This is a genomic window from Ruegeria sp. AF1 (assembly GCF_056542125.1).
The window spans coordinates 51,587-68,295 of record NZ_JBQFZG010000002.1 but is presented as its reverse complement, the minus strand read 5'-3'; the positions used below and the strand labels follow the sequence as shown (position 1 = coordinate 68,295).

The 16,709-nt window shown below is 60.2% G+C and carries 19 protein-coding genes; 13 read left to right on the top strand and 6 right to left on the bottom strand.

The features are described from left to right. The first annotated feature begins 49 nt into the window (after positions 1 to 49). The 5 genes from lgt to ACR0BK_RS04850 all read left to right on the top strand — a co-directional run bounded on the left by lgt (position 50) and on the right by ACR0BK_RS04850 (position 4,270). Positions 50 to 940, top strand: a complete 891-nt coding sequence (lgt, locus tag ACR0BK_RS04870; RefSeq protein WP_480553932.1) for a prolipoprotein diacylglyceryl transferase — start codon at positions 50 to 52, stop codon at positions 938 to 940. Beyond that, positions 937 to 2,004, top strand: a complete 1,068-nt coding sequence (locus ACR0BK_RS04865) for a class I SAM-dependent methyltransferase (RefSeq protein ID WP_480553931.1) — start codon at positions 937 to 939, stop codon at positions 2,002 to 2,004. The genes lgt and ACR0BK_RS04865 overlap by 4 nt, the downstream gene beginning before the upstream one ends. Next, complete coding sequence (gene pgeF / locus ACR0BK_RS04860; protein WP_480553930.1) at positions 2,001 to 2,759, top strand: peptidoglycan editing factor PgeF; 759 nt, start codon at positions 2,001 to 2,003, stop codon at positions 2,757 to 2,759. The genes ACR0BK_RS04865 and pgeF overlap by 4 nt, the downstream gene beginning before the upstream one ends. A gap of 270 nt (positions 2,760 to 3,029) precedes the next feature. Next, positions 3,030 to 3,158, top strand: coding sequence for a hypothetical protein (locus ACR0BK_RS04855; RefSeq protein ID WP_267362961.1), 129 nt, complete (start codon positions 3,030 to 3,032; stop codon positions 3,156 to 3,158). 329 nt (positions 3,159 to 3,487) lie between these two features. Next, entirely contained in the window at positions 3,488 to 4,270 is a 783-nt protein-coding gene (locus ACR0BK_RS04850) for a Hint domain-containing protein (protein ID WP_480475489.1), read from the top strand. Between the two features lie 119 nt (positions 4,271 to 4,389). On the opposite strand, the gene ACR0BK_RS04845 is transcribed toward ACR0BK_RS04850, so the two are convergent. After that, on the bottom strand, positions 4,390 to 4,890 hold the full coding sequence (locus tag ACR0BK_RS04845) for an Lrp/AsnC family transcriptional regulator (protein ID WP_209504770.1): 501 nt from the start codon (positions 4,888 to 4,890) through the stop codon (positions 4,390 to 4,392). Positions 4,891 to 5,117: 227 nt separating this feature from the next. Between ACR0BK_RS04845 and trxB the strand changes: the two genes are divergently transcribed. The 4 genes from trxB to ACR0BK_RS04825 all read left to right on the top strand — a co-directional run bounded on the left by trxB (position 5,118) and on the right by ACR0BK_RS04825 (position 10,199). Then, positions 5,118 to 6,059 (top strand): thioredoxin-disulfide reductase, encoded by a 942-nt coding sequence (trxB, locus tag ACR0BK_RS04840; RefSeq protein ID WP_480553929.1) that lies wholly within the window; start codon positions 5,118 to 5,120, stop codon positions 6,057 to 6,059. Between the two features lie 3 nt (positions 6,060 to 6,062). Beyond that, positions 6,063 to 6,512: an RES family NAD+ phosphorylase gene (locus ACR0BK_RS04835; RefSeq protein ID WP_480553928.1), complete on the top strand. Its 450-nt coding sequence runs from the start codon at positions 6,063 to 6,065 to the stop codon at positions 6,510 to 6,512. 80 nt (positions 6,513 to 6,592) lie between these two features. Then, positions 6,593 to 8,284, top strand: a complete 1,692-nt coding sequence (locus ACR0BK_RS04830) for an adenylate/guanylate cyclase domain-containing protein (protein ID WP_480553927.1) — start codon at positions 6,593 to 6,595, stop codon at positions 8,282 to 8,284. Between the two features lie 196 nt (positions 8,285 to 8,480). Then, a complete protein-coding gene (locus ACR0BK_RS04825; RefSeq protein ID WP_480519148.1) occupies positions 8,481 to 10,199 on the top strand; it encodes a bifunctional sulfate adenylyltransferase/adenylylsulfate kinase in 1,719 nt (572 codons plus the stop codon). A 101-nt stretch (positions 10,200 to 10,300) separates the two neighbouring features. Here the strand turns inward: ACR0BK_RS04825 and ACR0BK_RS04820 are convergent, their stop codons facing one another. The 3 genes from ACR0BK_RS04820 to ACR0BK_RS04810 form a co-directional block, all read right to left on the bottom strand. Beyond that, positions 10,301 to 11,188 carry a PhzF family phenazine biosynthesis protein gene (locus ACR0BK_RS04820; RefSeq protein ID WP_480553926.1) on the bottom strand — a complete coding sequence of 296 codons (888 nt, stop codon included), beginning with the start codon at positions 11,186 to 11,188 and terminating at the stop codon, positions 10,301 to 10,303. Between the two features lie 93 nt (positions 11,189 to 11,281). Further along, entirely contained in the window at positions 11,282 to 11,506 is a 225-nt protein-coding gene (locus ACR0BK_RS04815) for a DUF1150 family protein (RefSeq protein ID WP_480475477.1), read from the bottom strand. Between the two features lie 5 nt (positions 11,507 to 11,511). Continuing rightward, the gene (locus tag ACR0BK_RS04810; protein ID WP_058275530.1) at positions 11,512 to 11,925 is read right to left on the bottom strand and encodes an Hsp20 family protein; all 414 of its coding nucleotides are present in this window, start codon (positions 11,923 to 11,925) and stop codon (positions 11,512 to 11,514) included. A gap of 163 nt (positions 11,926 to 12,088) precedes the next feature. Between ACR0BK_RS04810 and ACR0BK_RS04805 the strand changes: the two genes are divergently transcribed. The 4 genes from ACR0BK_RS04805 to ACR0BK_RS04790 all read left to right on the top strand — a co-directional run bounded on the left by ACR0BK_RS04805 (position 12,089) and on the right by ACR0BK_RS04790 (position 14,697). Continuing rightward, positions 12,089 to 12,313: a YdcH family protein gene (locus ACR0BK_RS04805; RefSeq protein WP_209504778.1), complete on the top strand. Its 225-nt coding sequence runs from the start codon at positions 12,089 to 12,091 to the stop codon at positions 12,311 to 12,313. Between the two features lie 76 nt (positions 12,314 to 12,389). Beyond that, positions 12,390 to 12,875, top strand: coding sequence for a 5-(carboxyamino)imidazole ribonucleotide mutase (gene purE / locus ACR0BK_RS04800; protein ID WP_209504779.1), 486 nt, complete (start codon positions 12,390 to 12,392; stop codon positions 12,873 to 12,875). After that, positions 12,872 to 13,627 (top strand): NAD(P)-binding domain-containing protein, encoded by a 756-nt coding sequence (locus ACR0BK_RS04795; RefSeq protein WP_480553925.1) that lies wholly within the window; start codon positions 12,872 to 12,874, stop codon positions 13,625 to 13,627. Before purE ends, ACR0BK_RS04795 begins: the two co-directional genes overlap by 4 nt. 2 nt (positions 13,628 to 13,629) lie before the next feature. Further along, positions 13,630 to 14,697, top strand: a complete 1,068-nt coding sequence (locus tag ACR0BK_RS04790) for a 5-(carboxyamino)imidazole ribonucleotide synthase (protein ID WP_480553924.1) — start codon at positions 13,630 to 13,632, stop codon at positions 14,695 to 14,697. A 65-nt stretch (positions 14,698 to 14,762) separates the two neighbouring features. On the opposite strand, the gene ACR0BK_RS04785 is transcribed toward ACR0BK_RS04790, so the two are convergent. Together ACR0BK_RS04785 and ACR0BK_RS04780 are read right to left on the bottom strand one after the other, a co-directional pair. Beyond that, the gene (locus ACR0BK_RS04785; protein WP_480553923.1) at positions 14,763 to 15,914 is read right to left on the bottom strand and encodes an alpha-D-ribose 1-methylphosphonate 5-triphosphate diphosphatase; all 1,152 of its coding nucleotides are present in this window, start codon (positions 15,912 to 15,914) and stop codon (positions 14,763 to 14,765) included. Then, on the bottom strand, positions 15,911 to 16,684 hold the full coding sequence (locus ACR0BK_RS04780) for an alpha/beta fold hydrolase (RefSeq protein WP_480553922.1): 774 nt from the start codon (positions 16,682 to 16,684) through the stop codon (positions 15,911 to 15,913). Before ACR0BK_RS04780 ends, ACR0BK_RS04785 begins: the two co-directional genes overlap by 4 nt. Between the last annotated feature and the right edge of the window lie 25 nt (positions 16,685 to 16,709).

Below are 16,709 nucleotides of genomic sequence, written 5' to 3'. Positions count from 1 at the left end.
GCGGGCTCAAGGTTGACTTGACCTGCAAACCCCGGGCAATGAGACGCACATGCAGGCTGTTCTGAATTTCCCCGATCTGTCGCCCGAACTGTTCTCGATCCCGCTGTTCGGGATGGAGTTCGCGTTAAGGTGGTATGCGCTGGCCTATATCGCGGGCATCCTGATCGCGTGGCGGCTGGCCGTTGTGGCGTTGCGCCGCCCAACGCTCTGGCCTGCGGATGGCCCGCCGATGAAGCCCGAGCAGCTGGAGGATCTGGTCACCTGGATCATTCTGGGCGTGATTCTGGGCGGACGGCTGGGCTTTGTACTGTTTTATCAGCCGGGTTATTACCTGTCGCACCCGCTGGAGATCGTGAAGGTCTGGCAAGGCGGCATGGCCTTTCATGGCGGACTGCTGGGCGTGATCCTTGCGTCGTACCTGTTTGCACGACGGCACCGGATCCCTGCCCTGTCGCTGGGGGATCTGGTCGCCTACACCGTTCCGCCCGGATTGCTGCTGGGGCGGCTGGCCAATTTCGTCAATGCCGAGCTGTGGGGCCGCCCGAGTGAGCTGCCCTGGGCCGTCATTTTTCCAGGATTTGCTGCGCAGGATTGCCCCGACGTGGTCGCAGGCATGTGCGCCCGGCACCCGTCGCAGCTGTATGAGGCCGCGCTGGAGGGTGTTTTGCTGGGGGCGGTATTGCTGTGGCTGGTCTATCGGCGCGGCGGTTTTCGCACACCGGGCCTTGTCATGGGGACGTTCCTGGCGGGCTACGGCGCGTCGCGCTTTATCGTCGAGTTCTTTCGCCAGCCGGATGCGCAGTTCGTATCGCCCGGCAATCCACTGGGGCTGGCCTGGCATGTGGGCGGGTACGGGCTGACCATGGGGCAGTTCCTGTCGCTGCCGATGATCGCGCTTGGTCTGTGGTTTGCCCTGCGGGCGCGGCGGCGGGCGGCATGAGCCTGACCGATCACCTGATCGCCCGCATCCGGCAGGATGGACCGCTGAGCGTGGCGGATTTTATGGGCGAATGCCTGCTGCATCCGACGCTGGGCTATTACACGACCCGTGATCCGCTGGGAGCAGCGGGGGATTTCACCACAGCGCCGGAAATCAGCCAGATGTTCGGGGAGCTGGTCGGGCTGTCTCTGGCGCAAAGCTGGATGGATCAGGGACGGCCTGCACCGTTTACCCTGTGCGAGCTGGGGCCGGGGCGCGGTACATTGATGGCCGATATTCTGCGCGCCACACGGGCTGTACCCGGATTTCACGAGGCAGCGCAGGTTGTACTGGTTGAAGCATCGCCTGTATTGAAACAGGTGCAGGCGGCAACGCTGAAGGATTACGAGGCGGTCTGGATCGACACGATCGCCTACCTGCCCGACCAGCCGCTGTTGCTGGTTGCTAACGAGTTCTTTGATGCCCTGCCCATACGCCAGTTTCAGCGTGACGGTACGGGCTGGCGCGAGCGTCTGGTGGGTGAACGTGACGGCGGGTTGACGTTCGGACTGGGCGCAATCGGGCCGCAGGTGGCGTTGAATGACAGGCTGTCGGACACCAAGGACGGTGATCTGGTCGAGCTGTGTGCTGCTGCGATTCCCATTCTGACCGTGATCGCGGGGCGGATCGCCAGCCATGGCGGCGCGGCGCTGATTGTGGATTATGGTGACTGGCATTCGCTGGGCGATACCTTGCAGGCTCTGCAAAACCACGAACATACCGATCCTCTGGCATCGCCCGGTCAGGCCGATTTGACCGCGCATGTGGATTTTGAGCCTTTGGCTATTGCGACCCGTGCCTGTGGTTGCAGGCATTCCCGCCTGACACCGCAGGGCGTCTTCTTTGAACGGCTGGGGATCACCGCCCGCGCGCAAGCCCTGTCCAAGGCGCTGAGCGGTTCCGAGCTGGATGCGCTGATTGCCGCGCATCGGCGGTTGACGCATCCTGATGAAATGGGAAATCTGTTCAAGGTGATGGGCCTTTTCCCGGCCTATGCAGCCCCACCACCAGGATTGGAACCATGACGCTGGAAATTCTGACCTCGGACCTGCTGTCGCCATTTCGCCATGGGTTCTTTACCCGTCGCGGCGGCGCGTCTTCAGGAATTTTCAGCGGCTTGAATTGTGGTCAGGGGTCCTCGGATCAAACCGAGATTGTCGCGCTGAACCGGCGACGGGTGGCCGACGCGATGGAGGTTGAACCCGAGGCAATGGTCGCGGTGCATCAGGTTCATTCGCCAACGGTTCTGACAGTCAAAGCCCCGGTTGAAGGTGAAAAGCCCAAAGCGGATGCCATTGTCACAGCAACACCCGGTCTGGCCCTGACGATCCTGACGGCCGATTGCCAGCCGGTTCTGTTCGCCGATCCCGACGCGCATGTGATCGGTGCCGCCCATGCCGGGTGGCGCGGCGCGCTGGACGGTGTTCTGGAGGCAACGCTGGACGCGATGGAGGCGCTGGGGGCCGACCGCAGCAATATCTGCGCCGTGATCGGACCCAGTATTTCCCAGCGCGCTTACGAAGTGGGGCCAGAGTTTCTGGACGCGTTCCTGGCGGATTCGCCGGACAACAGCCGCTTTTTTGCCAATGGTGAAAGTGACCGCCTGCAATTTGATCTGCCCGCCTTCGGGCTGCACCGGCTGCGGCAGGCGGGAATCGGACAGGCCGAGTGGACCCGGCACTGCACATATTCCGACCCCGACAGGTTCTATTCCTATCGCCGATCAACGCACGCGAACGAGGTCGATTACGGGCGGCTGATCTCCGTCATAAGATTGTGATCTTCGTCCAGATTTAGGTACCCTGCCACTTTTCCGCCACATTTGTTGTGTTGATTGGGCATCAGAATCGTAACGAGTTTTTGCCAGTAATCAGATCGGTATCTGACGTTCGAAAATCGGGCGCTGGCGTGTTGAGTGGGAGGTCCGTCTGACTTCATTTTTCTGTCCGCAAATCATCCCGGATAAGCCTTATCCCTGCCGCAAACGCGCGTCACAAAAGGTTTACAGAGGATGTGGGGAAATACGCCCCGCTCGGAGCAGGACCAAAAAATGAAAACCAAATCACGCTTTCTGAAAGCCATGGTCGAGGCCACTCGGGACCAGAACCTGGAAATGCCGTGGAAGCGGGTAACAAGCAATTCTGTCAGGGTCGCCAGTCGCATCGCGGCACGACGCTGAGACAGAAAAACCCAGAGACCAAGCTGCCGGTCTTATCTGGGTCAACGCGTATCAGGTTTGCTCCGGCCTGATGTATCGCGCGTCACGAACGAGGGGTTCGTGACTTTTACGGAGTTGTGTGTGCGGGCAATTTCGCCCGTGAAGTACGAGTTTGTCTGGGGGGTCAATGTGTTGACCATTGGAAAGCGAGATTTAGTCGCGTTGCGGGACCGTTCCGGTCATCGCCCGGGGGTCACCCATTTGTTTCAAGACAAAGAACCAGTTCGCCGGGCGCGTCTGTACGGGGGTACGCCGCGCCTGACCGAACATTTTGAGGGGACGGAATATTAATGACTATTCCAAATTCACTGGCCCGCGCGGCCAGAAATGCAATCGAAACTTCGGCCATGCTGCGAGAAATACCGCGGCCAGTTTCAAAGCCAAAGGCCCAGCTGCGCCGCTATGAAGTCAGCAGCCTGCTAAAGAATGGAGATGTGGTTCAGACCCGCCATATCGCGCCCGCCTTGCCGATGTTTGAAGACGCGTTTTGTGCCTTCACACGTGGATCTTTGGTGGAAACAGAACATGGACCGATGGCAATCGAGGATTTGATGCCTGGGGATACGGTCCTGACGCAGAATGGCGCATCGGAAACCGTGTTGTGGAAGGGATCTGTCACGTTGATCCCCGGACGCGCGGATTCACGTGGCCGGACGCGACCCTTGACGCGGATCATGGCGGATACGTTCGGGATGCAGAAGCCAATGTCGGGTGTCATTGCCGGCCCGGCGGCGCGAATCGTGGGAACACCTGCGCATTTGCGGCACCTGCATGGAGGGCAGCCGATTCTTACACCCGTGTCAGAATTTCAGGACGGGATGGGTGTTATTGAAACAATGCCGCCTACCCCCGTTGAACTGTTTCACATTTGTTTAAAACGCCATTCCGTTATTCGCGTAGATGGATTACAGTTCGAAACATATCATCCAGGTGTGAACGCGGTTCGCATGATCAGCCACTCGCTTCGGTCGATCTATCTGAACCTGTTCGCGCATATCGAGTCGTTGAACGATTTTGGCCCGCTGCTGATGCCGCGCGCCGGAGATGGTGAGATCGACGCGATGACGGCCTGAGCATGATTGTGATTACTGCATTATGGGGGGCATCATGCAGCTGGTAATAAGTTGGGTTCTATCCCTTGCGGTGGCAGCACTGTTGCCACCAATCACCGCGCAACCAAAACGTGTTGGCGTTACGCCGTCCGGTTCATACGTTCTTCCAGAACGTCGAACGGTACGCCTGGCTCGTCTTTTGCGCCGCGAATAACGAGCGATGTCTTGACGCTGGCCACGTTTGGCGTGGTCAGCAACTCGCCCGTCAGAAACTGCTGAAAGCTGCTCAGGTCAGGTGCGACGCATTTCAGGATGAAGTCCACTTCGCCGTTCAGCATGTGGCATTCGCGGACCAATGGCCATTCGCGGCAGCGGCCTTCGAACGCGCGCAGTTCGACTTCGGCCTGGCTGTCCAGACCGACCATGGCAAATACCTGAACCTCGAACCCCAACTCGCGTGAGTTGACCTCGGCGTGATAGCCGGTGATGAAGCCGGATTCTTCGAGTGTGCGCACCCGGCGCAGACAGGGCGGGGCCGAGATTCCGACCCGTTTTGCCAGCTCGACATTGGTCATACGACCGTCCGCCTGCAGTTCCGCCAGAATCTTGCGATCAATATCATCCAGCCGAGTCGTGACCATCAAATGCTCCTGATTTTTTCGGTTCTTATATCAGCACCCCACACGCGCGCAATAATGTTTCGCAGATGCGCAATTTTCTTTGTTTCCTTTTCGCCTTCTTCCCGAAAACCCAAGGCACCCCGGCCCGAAGGGGGCTTAACAGTAAGGGGCTTTAAGCCGGGCCAGTCGGTCGCTATATCGTGGCGACGGGCCGCGGGCCCAATTCAGGCAATTCGAGCGGGGGCACCATGGCCGACACAAGACACACCAAGGTTCTGATCATCGGGTCAGGGCCCGCAGGATACACCGCAGGCGTATATGCAAGCCGCGCCATGCTGGAACCCATTCTGGTACAGGGCATCGAACCCGGTGGTCAGCTGACAACGACGACCGAGGTCGAAAACTGGCCCGGCGACACCGAGGTGCAGGGCCCGGACCTGATGGTGCGGATGCAGGACCATGCGAAGGCCATGGGATGTGAGGTGATTGGCGATATCATCAGCGATCTGGACCTCAGCAAGCGCCCCTTCACCGCCAAGGGCGACAGCGGCACCGCCTATACCGCTGATGCGGTCATTCTGGCCACAGGCGCGCGTGCGAAATGGCTGGGTCTGCCCTCGGAAGAGAAGTTCAAGGGCTTTGGCGTCTCGGCCTGCGCCACCTGTGACGGGTTCTTCTATCGCGGGCAGGAAATCGTGGTGATCGGTGGCGGTAACACAGCCGTGGAAGAAGCCCTGTTCCTGACCAATTTCGCCAGCAAGGTGACCCTGATCCACCGCCGCGATGAGTTGCGGGCGGAAAAGATCCTTCAGGATCGCCTGTTGAAGAATGAAAAGATCGAACCGCTGTGGTTCCACCAGCTGGAAGAAGTGATCGGCACCGATGCGCCATTGGGCGTCGAAGGTGTTCGGGTCAAACATGTTAAAACCGGCGAGATCACCGAGATCCCGTGCAAAGGTGTCTTTGTCGCCATCGGCCACGCCCCTGCGAACGAGTTGGTCAAGGACACGCTGGAAACCCATATGGGTGGTTATGTCGTCACCAAACCGGGCAGCACCGAAACCTCGATCCCCGGCGTGTTCGCGGCAGGCGATCTGACCGACCATGTCTATCGTCAGGCGGTAACAAGCGCCGGGATGGGCTGTATGGCGGCACTGGATGCCGAACGGTTCCTAGCCGAACAGGATTGATGCATGCTTGAATTCTCTGGCCCAGTCTGGAGAATTCTGTTTGCGTCGCAGGCAGCGACCCCATTGCTGCCTGCCCGCGCGCCTGAGGGGCGCTTTCATCATTCCGGACAGTTCGCGCTTTATGCCTCGCTTAGCGCCGAGGGCGCTTCGGTCGCCATCCGGCGCTACGTCTCGGGGGATGATCCCGACCGCGTGATACAAAGGTTTCTGGTGGAAAACGCGCGGTTGGTGGACTACCGCGGGCAGACGGCTGTCTCGGTGATCTGGCAGGATAATCGTGCTATGGGGGTCCCTTCGCCGACATGGACTTTTTCGGATAAAGCGCGGGCACTGGGGGCGGACGGCTTGATCTACAGCTCGCGCACGCGCCCCGACCTCAGCCATCTGGTGCTGTTTTGTGCGGACAAGATATCAATTCACTCCCAACACCCTGCCACCCACTGGCAGGCTTAGATTTGCACCCGAAGCCTTGACCTGACCGCGAACGTCCCCGCAAAGTCCAACCACGGCGAACAGCGATACAGGTGGTATTCTTGAAGAGCGCATTGTGGCGTGGCGGTTGGGCAACCCGGCTTCGGATCGGCAGCGGGTTGGTTCTGTTTGCTTTCGCTTTCTTCCATTTTATCAACATCGGGATGGGCCTGTTTCACACCGATTATCTGCACGGGATGCAGGACGGTCGAACAGCGGTGACGCGGCATATCCTTTTGAGCGTGCTGCTTTATGCGGCGCTGTTCACGCATGCCGGTCTGGCGCTGACCTCGATCGCGCAGCGCCGGACCCTGCGCATGCCGTTCAGCATGGCGTTGCAGGTGGTTCTGGGTCTGCTGATACCATTGCAGCTGATCTCGCATGTCATCCAGACTCGGGTCGCGCACGAGATCTATGACGTCAATGACGAGATGGGGTATATCATCATCCTGATGTGGCCCAGCACCGTGATATGGATGCAAAGCGCGTTGTTGCTGATCGTCTGGGTGCATGGCTGTATCGGACTGCATATGTGGCTACGGCTGACGAAATGGTGGTCCAGCGCCGTACCCTATCTGATCGGTGTTGCCGTCTTCATCCCCATGTTCGCTTTGGCCGGTCTGCTGACCGAGGGTCGCCGCATTTGGATGGATTTCGCAGATGAGTTTATGCGGGAACAATATATCGAGCATTACAACTGGCCCTCGCCCGAGGCGTTCCAGACCATGTTCACCGTCAAGGACAATGCCCTTCTGGCGTTCTGGCTGGCCTTGGCGGCCACGGGTCTTGTGTATATCGGGCGCAAGCTGTGGCGGCGCAGGCATTCGGTGCGGGTGAGTTACAGCAGCGGGCCCGAGGTAGATGCCGAAAAGGGTATGACCCTGCTTGAGATTTCGCAGGCACATGGTGTGCCCCACGCGGCCTTGTGCGGCGGGAAGGGGCGCTGCACCACGTGCCGCGTCATCGTCGAAGAGGGCGCCAGTGCCCTGCCCCCGCCCGGCAATGTCGAGGCCCGCAGTCTGGCCGCTGTCGGCGCCTCACCGCAGACACGGCTGGCCTGCCAGATCCGCCCTACGGAACCGACCACCGTTTTCCGCGTTTTTCAACCGGATGGCGGGCGCATCCGCGGGCATGCCAGTCAGGGGCAGGAACGGAAACTGGCCGTGCTGTTTCTGGACATGCGTGGATTTACCGCTCGCACGACCGGTCAATTGCCCTATGACATCGTGTTCCTGCTGAACCGGTTCTTCGACGCCGTTGTTCCTGCCATCACCAAGGACGGCGGTGTCGTGGACAAGTATATGGGTGACGGGTTGCTGGCGGTTTTCGAAAAACCCGATGCAGCAGCATCCGCCAGCGCTGGGTTGAAAGCTGCGATAGATATCAGCCATGCCCTCGACCGGTTCAACGAGCGGCTTGAGGCCGAGGGCAGCCCTAACATTCGGATCGGAATGGGCCTGCACCTTGGGGATCTGGTGCTGGGTGAGATTGGCGCGCAGGGACATGCCGCAAGAACGATCATCGGCGACGCTGTCAATGTGGCCAGCCGACTGGAAAGCGAGACCAAGGCGTTGGGGGTCGAACTGCTGGTCTCGCAAGAAGTGTTGACGGCTGCGGGCATGGACCTGCCGCCGGAGGGGATCCGGATGTTCCAGCTGCGCGGCGTTGCCGATCCGATTCCCGCCCTGCCAGTCACTCGCGCGTCCGGGCTTACGCCACACACGCAAAAACAGGAACAGTCATACTTTGCATGATCGGATTATCTACGCCCCAAGGAACCAGATCATCATTTTGATTTCAGAGTTGGAAATTCCTTCCAATCCGCGAGAAATCAGCGCATATCGTCCTTTGTTTCATTGACGCCAGTGGACTTCGCGCGACAGTCGGTGCAAATGCCCCGAAAACGCCCTCGAATCACTGGCAACACAACACTGCGATAAGAGTATTCAGATGACGATGTTAAGCAATCTGGCCCCCATTCCCGAACTTTATGTGTCGTACGACTCGGCCCAGAAACTGAAGGTTGAAGCCGCCGACCTGACCAGTTGGGATCTGAGCCCGCGCCAGATCTGTGATCTGGAACTGCTGATGAATGGCGGTTTCAATCCGCTCAAAGGTTTCCTGAGCGAAGCCGATTACGACAATGTCGTTGAAAACATGCGTCTGGCTGATGGCACCCTGTGGCCGATGCCCATCACGCTGGACGTCAGCGAAGATTTTGCGGACAAGATCGAACTGGGTCAGGATATCGCGCTGCGTGATCAGGAAGGCGTGATCCTAGGCACCATGACGGTGACCGACCGCTGGACCCCGAACAAGGCGCGCGAAGCTGAGAAGGTTTTTGGCGCCGATGACGATGCCCACCCGGCTGTGAACTATCTGCACAATGTGGCGGGCAAGGTCTATCTGGGTGGCCCTATTGTTGGCATCCAGCAGCCCGTTCACTATGACTTCCGCGGTCGCCGCGATACACCAAACGAGCTGCGCGCCTATTTCCGCAAACTGGGCTGGCGGCGGATCGTGGCCTTCCAAACCCGCAACCCGCTGCACCGTGCGCATCAGGAGCTGACTTTCCGCGCTGCCAAGGAAGCGCAGGCCAACCTGCTGATCCACCCGGTCGTCGGCATGACCAAGCCCGGCGACGTGGACCACTTTACCCGCGTGCGCTGCTATGAGGCGGTACTGGACAAGTATCCCGCATCCACCACCTCGATGAGCCTGCTGAATCTGGCGATGCGCATGGCAGGCCCGCGCGAGGCGGTCTGGCACGGGCTGATCCGTGCCAACCATGGCTGCACCCATTTCATCGTGGGCCGAGATCACGCGGGCCCGGGCAAGAACTCGGCCGGTGAAGATTTCTATGGCCCCTATGACGCGCAGGATCTGTTCCGCCAGTTCCAGGATGAGATCGGCGTTGAGATGGTCGATTTCAAACACATGGTCTATGTGCAGGAACGCGCGCAATACGAGCCGAATGACGAGATTCTGGATAAGGACAATGTCACGATCCTGAACATCTCGGGCACCGAACTGCGCCGCCGTCTGGCCGAGGGCCTGGAAATCCCCGAATGGTTCAGCTTTCCCGAAGTTGTGGCCGAGCTGCGCAAGACCAAGCCGCCACGCAGCCAGCAGGGCTTTACCGTGTTCTTCACCGGCTTCTCGGGCTCGGGCAAATCCACCATCGCCAACGCGCTTATGGTCAAGCTGATGGAGATGGGGGGTCGTCCGGTCACGTTGCTGGACGGCGATATCGTGCGAAAAAACCTGTCATCCGAACTGGGTTTCTCGAAAGAGCATCGCGACCTGAACATCCGCCGGATCGGCTATGTGGCATCCGAGATCACCAAGAACGGTGGCATCGCCATCTGCGCCCCGATCGCACCTTATGCCACCACACGCCGCGCGGTGCGCGAAGAGATCGAGCAGTTCGGTGCCTTCTGCGAAGTGCATGTTGCGACCACCATCGAAGAGTGTGAGCGGCGCGACCGCAAGGGTCTGTATAAGCTGGCCCGCGAGGGCAAGATCAAGGAATTCACCGGCATCTCGGACCCGTATGACGTGCCTCAGAACCCCGAGCTGCGTGTCGAGACCGAGAATGTCGAGGTCGACAACTGCGCCCATCAGGTGTTGCTGAAGCTGGAAAGCATGGGCCTGATCGCAGCCGGCTGAATCTGATGAATGAAACGAAGCGGCCTCCGGTTTACGGGGGCCGTTTTTGTTTTGACGGGGCTGAGGTGTTTGGGGACGTCGCCGGGTGTGAGCCGGTTCGTTTATTGCGCGGTCTCTGGCAGGTCAACCTGCCCGCGCATCAGGATATGCCCCTGACCGGCAACCCTGATCCCTGTCATCGCGTCTGCGGGTCCAACGCGCGTGACCACGGCCTGACCGGGGCGGCCCATATCGTGACCCTGTTCCGCAACGAAACTGTCTTTGGTCATTAGCCCGTATCTCCACAGATAGGCCGCCATGGCCCCGGTGGCGGACCCGGTAAACGGATCCTCGGGCGGGCTGGGCGGGGCCATAAGCAGGCGCGAGAACGTATCGCCCGCATCGGTGGCCCCTTGGAGCGTCACGAGGAAAGGCTCGGCCATATCCGAGCCGGAATACCCTGCCCTCGCAGCCACTTTCCGCAGCGCGCCCTCGGACAGGCGGGCCGCGCGCAACGCGTCATGATCGCGCAGAACGGTGATACAGAAGGGCAAGCCGGTTGAAACCATCCGGGGTGGCGAGATGATGGCTTCTTGCGGCAGGCTGATCGCCTTTGCCACCAGATCGGCAGGCACATGCGCACCAAATTGCGGTGCGACCTGCGTCATTTCGATCTGGTCGCCCTGCAATCCGATCGAAACCAGACCCGCGCCGGTTTCCAGCGTCAGATTATCGCCGGAGATCATACCGCGCGACCGCATCGCCGCTACGGTGGCAATCGTCGGGTGCCCGGCAAAGGGAATTTCACGGCTGGCCAGAAAATACCGGACGCGGATGTCGGCCACGTCGGACGGGCCGGTGAATGTGCATTCGACCAGAGAGGTTTCGCGCACATATGCCATGCAGACCTCGGCCGAGAGACCCACGCCGCCATGGACCACGGCACAACCGTTGCCGCCAAATGCACGATTGGTGAAGGCGTCTACCCAGTCGAATTCAAACCAGCTCATGCAGTCGGCTCCGTTACAGGTTAAAGGCGGCAGTTTCGCCGATGCGCATGTGTTGCGGGCAACGTTTCAGCCCCGCCCGGGCTAAGGGGCCGTTCAGTGAACGGCCACAGGTGACAGGTCGTGCTGACGGGCCAGAACGAAAGCCAGCTTGCGGTCGGCCACAAGCGCTAGTTGCTGCCCATCGGAATCGTGCACGGCATAAAGGTGATCCAGATCACCTGCCTGATCGCGCAGATCACGCGGCAGATCGGCAACGTCGACTGTTTTCACATAGACGATACGATTGCCTTCGGTGTTGATTTCAATCGGTGTATTCATAGCTCTTACCCCTTCCGTATATTGATTGTCTGAACCACGGTTTCCGGCACGGCGCGGGTCAGATCCACATGCAGCAGACCGTTTTCCATAATCGCCTCGCCCACCTCGACCCCGTCGGCCAGCACGAACATGCGCTGAAACTGACGCGCCGCGATGCCACGGTGCAGGAAGATGCGCCCCTCGCTGTCGTCGCGCTGACGGCCCCGGATCACCAGTTGGCGATCCTCGATGGTGATCGACAGATCCTCTTCGGCGAACCCGGCCACGGCAAGGGTGATGCGATAGGAAAAGTCCGAGGTCTGTTCGATATTATAGGGCGGGTATCCTTCATTACCGGCCTTTGCAGACCGTTCCAGAAGGCGTTCCAGCTGCTCGAACCCCAAAAGATGCGGGTATGAGCCAAGAGTAAGTTTCGACACGTATTTTCGTCCTTTATTGTCAAAGCGACGTGGTGCGCGGTCCCGTTCCGGCAACCGCTTGTTATAGAATATGGGAAGAAACCAGGATGTCCACAAGGTCTGGCGCGATAACGTCTGACACACTATCTTGTTGGGCAAGCACCACAACAAGCCCGAGTCGCCAATGAACGCGCCCACCGACCTTTCGATGAAAACCGATGAAGTTCTGCGGGTTGAATTGGAGGTTTTCCGCCGCCAGCACCGCGACCTTGATGAAGCGATCGAGGCGCTGCATGAAAAAGGAACGGCTGATCAGTTGACCCTTCGGCGTCTGAAAAAGGAAAAACTGCGCCTGAAAGACTTCATCCGCCTGATCGAAGACCGCCTGACCCCCGATATCATTGCCTGAACACCCTGTACCGCATTGCCACAAAAGCGGATTTGGCTATAGTGCGCGCTCTTTCTGAGCGCGGGGACGTAAGCGGATGAGCGATGTGACAGTGGGGATCATCATGGGCAGCCAGTCGGACTGGCCCACGATGAAGGAAGCCGCAGATATTCTGGATGAACTGGGCATCGCTTATGAGGCGCGTATCGTTTCGGCCCATCGCACCCCGGACCGGTTGTGGGACTATGGCAAGACCGCCGTGTCGCGCGGGTTGCAGGTGATCATCGCGGGCGCAGGTGGCGCGGCACATCTGCCGGGCATGATGGCCTCGAAAACACGGGTACCGGTGATTGGCGTGCCTGTGCAGACGCGGGCCCTGTCGGGGGTGGATTCGCTGTATTCCATTGTGCAGATGCCCAAGGGATTTCCCGTGGCGACCATGGCAATTGGGTCCGCTGGCGGGGCCAATGCGGGCCTGATGGCGGCGGGCATTCTGGCCTTGCAGGATGAGGCCCTGGCCGCGCGGCTGGATGCCTGGCGCGAGGCCTTGTCAGCCTCGATCCCCGAGGAACCGCAGGGATGAGCAGAATCGGGTTTATCGGCACCGGGCATATCGCCGCGCCGATTGCGCGGCTGATGGCCGCCAAAGGGCATGAGATCAGCGTGACCGAACGCAACGCCGAGGTCTCGGCCGCCCTGAAGGCCGAACTGGGTGTGGCTATCGCGCCGCCGCAGGCGGTGATTGACACCTCGGACATCGTGTTTCTGTGCCTGCGCCCGCATATCGCGGCCGAGGTTCTGACTCCCCTGACCTTTCGCGCCGATCAGCAGGTCGTGTCGGTGATGGCGGCCGTTTCCGCCAAGGATTTGGCCAAGCTTTGCGCACCGGCGTCGGATTTCGTGCAGACCATCCCGCTGGGGTTCTTGCAGTCCGGTGGCTGCCCGATGGCGGCATTTGGAAATGACCGCTTGCTGGCCGAGCTGTTCGAGCCGGAAAACCCCGTGGTCAAGGTTGCGGATGAGGCGGCGCTGAACGCGCATTTTGCAATTTGTGCCATGGTTCCCGGCATTCTGGATTTGATGGCCACCGGGGCCGAATGGCTGGGTGACGTAACCGGCGATGCGGACGGGGCCGAGTTCTATACCACGCAGTTGATGGCGGGTTTTCTCGCTTCGATGAAGAAAGGCACAGCCGGGCGGTTGGCACAGGAGCGCGACGCTTTGGCGACCGAAGGTACTTTGAGCCTGCAAATGACGGGCACCCTGATCGAACAGGGCGCGCATGAGGCGCTGAGAGCGGCGCTTGGCGCAATTGGAAAACGTTTGGAGAATTGACGATGGCGGAGATGCTCGCCCAAGGTGCAGTGATCGGGATTCTGGGTGGCGGCCAGCTGGGCCGGATGCTGTCGGTGGCGGCCTCTCGGCTGGGGTTTGTCAGCCACATCTACGAGCCGGGCGCAAACCCGCCTGCCGGGCAGGTTGCGGATCGGGTTACGACAGCGGCCTACGACGATATCGACGCCTTGACGGCCTTCGCCGATGCGGTGGACGTCATCACCTATGAGTTCGAGAACATCCCGACCGAGGCATTGGATATTCTGGAAGCCCATCGCCCCATTCATCCCGGGCGTGAGGCATTGAGGGTCAGTCAGGACCGCCTGACCGAGAAGACGTTCCTGCAGGGGCTTGGCCTGAAAACGGCTCCGTTTGCGGATATCACCGATCTGGACAGCCTGAATGCGGCCATCGAAGAAATCGGCACGCCCGCCATCCTGAAGACCCGCCGCTTTGGCTATGACGGCAAAGGACAAGCCAGATTGCGCACCCCCCGGGATGCCGAGGCCGCGCTGGCCGATATGGCTGGTGCGCCTGCCCTTCTGGAGGGTTTTGTTGATTTCTCACACGAGGTTTCGATCATTGCAGCGCGGGGACTGGACGGTCAGGTGGCCTGTTTCGACCCGGGTGAGAATGTGCACCGCGACGGCATCCTGCACACCACCACCATCCCTGCCCGACTGTCCCCTGCCCAGCGCACCGATGCCATCCTGCTGGCGGCCAATATCCTGAACGCGCTGGAATATGTCGGTGTCATGGGCGTTGAGCTGTTCGTGACACCCGGCGGGCTGATCGTGAACGAGATCGCGCCGCGCGTGCATAATTCGGGCCACTGGACGCAGAATGGCTGCGCCGTGGATCAGTTCGAACAGCACATCCGCGCGGTGGCGGGTTGGCCGTTGGGCGACGGGCAGCGCCACTCGGATGTGGTGATGGAGAACCTGATTGGCGACGATATGGACCGTGTGCCCGAGCTGGCGCGCGAACGGGACGTCGCGCTGCATCTTTACGGCAAGGCCGAGATCAAGGCCGGTCGCAAGATGGGACATTTCAACCGGATCAAGCGGTAGAATATCGCGCTGCGGCGCGATGCCTTCGGCGAAAGTATTTGGAAAAAGGTGAAGCCGGTCTGGTTTCACCCCACAAAGCGCGCCGCGATATCCCCTGACATGTAGCTGACGCGCCCGCCCGCCAATGTCGCGGCGACCCGGTGATTGGTTGCGTCAAGGATTACCAGATCGGCGCGTTTGCCCGCGGCAAGCGTGCCCCGGTCCTGCAAGTCCAGCACCCGCGCGGGGCCGGATGAGATCAGCGCCCAGGCCCCTGCGAGATCCAGCAGCCCGGTTTTGATCAGCATCAGCGCCGCGCGGCGTGGACTGGGATAATGGTAGTCCGAGGCCAGCGCATCACAGAGCCCCATCGCAATCAGCTCTACCGCGCTGGCGTTGCCCTTATGCGAGCCGCCGCGGACCACATTGGGTGAGCCGAGAATGACGTGATCCCCGGCAGCGCGCGCGGCCTCGGCGGCTTCAAGCGTTTCGGGAAACTCGGCAATGCGCACCCCTTGGCCGCGCCACCAGGCGCGCGCCTCGGCAGTTGCGTCATCGTGGCTGCCCAGACGCACGCCCATGTCCGCAAGGTCCGAACAGAGCGCTTCTAGCGCCGCCGGAACCTCAGCCTTGCGGGCGTGCATGTCGAGCAGCATCGCAAAATGCGCCTCTGGGTTGCGTCCGGCCTTCAATGCCTGCCCGGTCAGGCGCGGTGGTTTCTTGCCCTGTGCCAAACGATCATGCGGCAGGTGATCATTGAAGACCACGTATGGCACCTGCCAATCGGCGATGCGACGGGCCAGCCCGTCGTAATCCGCGAGCATATTGGTCTCGAACCGCAATTGCGGGATCAGATCGGTGACCGTGCTGCCCTTGACCGCTGCGATGGCCGCAAACACCTGCGCGGCAAAGTCCGGGCCGCGTACGCCGCCTTCCCAGCTGTAAAACTGCGCCAGAACGGCTGTGGTGATGCCGTTGGCCGCCAGTTCGGCCTCGACCGACAGAATGCCCTCATTCATCTGCTTCATCGCGCCGCGACGTGGGGCGATATGGCGTTCGAACCCATCGCCGTGCAAGTCGACAATACCTGGCAGAACAAGAAATCCGGTCAGGTCAATCCGCCGCCCGGTTGCGTCTTTCTGAATGACCCCACCTGCAATGGAAAGCTCCGCGCGTGACAGCCCTTTATCCGGCAACAGAACCTCGGCACCGGTCAATGTCAGATCCAATGTGGTCATTCTGATGGCTCCGCCCCCGGTTCCGAGCAATTCTGCCCGATGCAGATCTCGTCAATTACGTCCATCACACCGTCCAGCCAAGTGATCTGGGGATCGAACCGACCAAATTCGATAAAGTGCAGAGCCTGTGCCATGACCTGCGGGTTGTTCATCATGAAGGTGTGGGTCACCGGCAAGACGAGATGATCGGCCATGCCTTCGACCTTGGTGGATTCGACCGACACTTTGCCATCGTCAGGACCGTCGATCAGAGACGAAAACACGAGGTTCAATGACTGGTCACCTGCGATGACACCCAGTTCGAAATCCACGGGCGGCAGGCGGCTGGGAATACCATCCGGGCCCGTACCCAGTTGAAGACCGGCCGGACCGTTTAGGTATCCGAACACCTCCCACGCGCTGAGTTCATCGACCAGTTGGCTACCCTGATTGGGCGGCCCCAGCATGACGACACGGCCCATGTTTTCAGGGCTGTGGTCCTGCAACCAATACCGCAACAGGATGCCGCCCATCGAATGTGCGACAACATTGACGGTATCAGTACCGCAGGCTGCAAACGCTTGCGGGATGGTTTGTTCGGCCAGTTCGGGGATACCGATTTCGGTCGATGGGTAACCCGGGCGCACCACGGAATAGCCATTCGCTTTGAACAGTTGCTCCATCACGCTAAACGACGCCTCGGTCCGGGCAAGACCGTGCAGCAGAACAACGCATTTCGCGTTGGCCACGGCCGGAATAAGACAAAGAAGCAGAGCGATCAGAATTCTCATACCCGCCAGATAAAGCCTGTGCGCC

Excerpts from the sequence above, each read along its gene's own strand:
- lgt (WP_480553932.1), top strand. The coding sequence starts at position 50 with ATGCAGGCTGTTCTGAATTTCCCCGATCTGTCGCCCGAACTGTTCTCG.
- ACR0BK_RS04865 (WP_480553931.1), top strand. The coding sequence starts at position 937 with ATGAGCCTGACCGATCACCTGATCGCCCGCATCCGGCAGGATGGACCG.
- pgeF (WP_480553930.1), top strand. The coding sequence starts at position 2,001 with ATGACGCTGGAAATTCTGACCTCGGACCTGCTGTCGCCATTTCGCCAT.
- ACR0BK_RS04855 (WP_267362961.1), top strand. The coding sequence starts at position 3,030 with ATGAAAACCAAATCACGCTTTCTGAAAGCCATGGTCGAGGCCACTCGG.
- ACR0BK_RS04850 (WP_480475489.1), top strand. The coding sequence starts at position 3,488 with ATGACTATTCCAAATTCACTGGCCCGCGCGGCCAGAAATGCAATCGAA.
- ACR0BK_RS04845 (WP_209504770.1), bottom strand. The coding sequence starts at position 4,890 with ATGGTCACGACTCGGCTGGATGATATTGATCGCAAGATTCTGGCGGAA.
- trxB (WP_480553929.1), top strand. The coding sequence starts at position 5,118 with ATGGCCGACACAAGACACACCAAGGTTCTGATCATCGGGTCAGGGCCC.
- ACR0BK_RS04835 (WP_480553928.1), top strand. The coding sequence starts at position 6,063 with ATGCTTGAATTCTCTGGCCCAGTCTGGAGAATTCTGTTTGCGTCGCAG.
- ACR0BK_RS04825 (WP_480519148.1), top strand. The coding sequence starts at position 8,481 with ATGACGATGTTAAGCAATCTGGCCCCCATTCCCGAACTTTATGTGTCG.
- ACR0BK_RS04820 (WP_480553926.1), bottom strand. The coding sequence starts at position 11,188 with ATGAGCTGGTTTGAATTCGACTGGGTAGACGCCTTCACCAATCGTGCA.
- ACR0BK_RS04815 (WP_480475477.1), bottom strand. The coding sequence starts at position 11,506 with ATGAATACACCGATTGAAATCAACACCGAAGGCAATCGTATCGTCTAT.
- ACR0BK_RS04805 (WP_209504778.1), top strand. The coding sequence starts at position 12,089 with ATGAACGCGCCCACCGACCTTTCGATGAAAACCGATGAAGTTCTGCGG.
- purE (WP_209504779.1), top strand. The coding sequence starts at position 12,390 with ATGAGCGATGTGACAGTGGGGATCATCATGGGCAGCCAGTCGGACTGG.
- ACR0BK_RS04795 (WP_480553925.1), top strand. The coding sequence starts at position 12,872 with ATGAGCAGAATCGGGTTTATCGGCACCGGGCATATCGCCGCGCCGATT.
- ACR0BK_RS04790 (WP_480553924.1), top strand. The coding sequence starts at position 13,630 with ATGGCGGAGATGCTCGCCCAAGGTGCAGTGATCGGGATTCTGGGTGGC.
- ACR0BK_RS04785 (WP_480553923.1), bottom strand. The coding sequence starts at position 15,914 with ATGACCACATTGGATCTGACATTGACCGGTGCCGAGGTTCTGTTGCCG.
- ACR0BK_RS04780 (WP_480553922.1), bottom strand. The coding sequence starts at position 16,684 with ATGAGAATTCTGATCGCTCTGCTTCTTTGTCTTATTCCGGCCGTGGCC.